This window comes from Sedimentibacter sp. B4 (assembly GCF_000309315.1).
Classification (GTDB): domain Bacteria; phylum Bacillota; class Clostridia; order Tissierellales; family Sedimentibacteraceae; genus Sedimentibacter; species Sedimentibacter saalensis.
Map to the genome: position 1 here is coordinate 1 of NZ_CANG01000924.1, position 380 is coordinate 380.

General features: G+C 68.2%; 1 protein-coding gene. It reads right to left on the reverse strand.

The genetic code is table 11. The features are described 5' to 3' along the window. A partial coding sequence (locus BN358_RS22500) for a class I tRNA ligase family protein (protein WP_157593547.1) occupies positions 1-380 on the reverse strand: 380 nt, incomplete at both ends.

The window sequence follows — 380 nt, forward strand, 5'->3', positions numbered from 1 at the left end:
TGCTCGACGTCCGGACGGGCCAGGAACGCGTCCACGTCCTCGCCGCGCTTCGCGAACAGGTTGGCCAGCGACGCGAGGTAGCCGATCGGCGCGTCCAGCCAGACGTAGAAGTACTTTCCGGGCACACCCGGGATCTCGATGCCGAAGTAGGGCGCATCCCGGGAGATGTCCCAGTCGGACAGGCCCGGGTTGCCGGCCTCGTCCCGGACGAACCACTCCCGCACCTTGTTCGCCACCTCGGGCTGGAGCTTGCCGTCCTGCGTCCACTCCTCCAGGAAGGCCACGCAGCGCGGATCCGAGAGCCGGAAGAAGTAGTGCTCGCTGGAGCGCAGCTCCGGCACCGCACCGGACAGCGCCGAGTAGGGATTGACCAGGTCCGA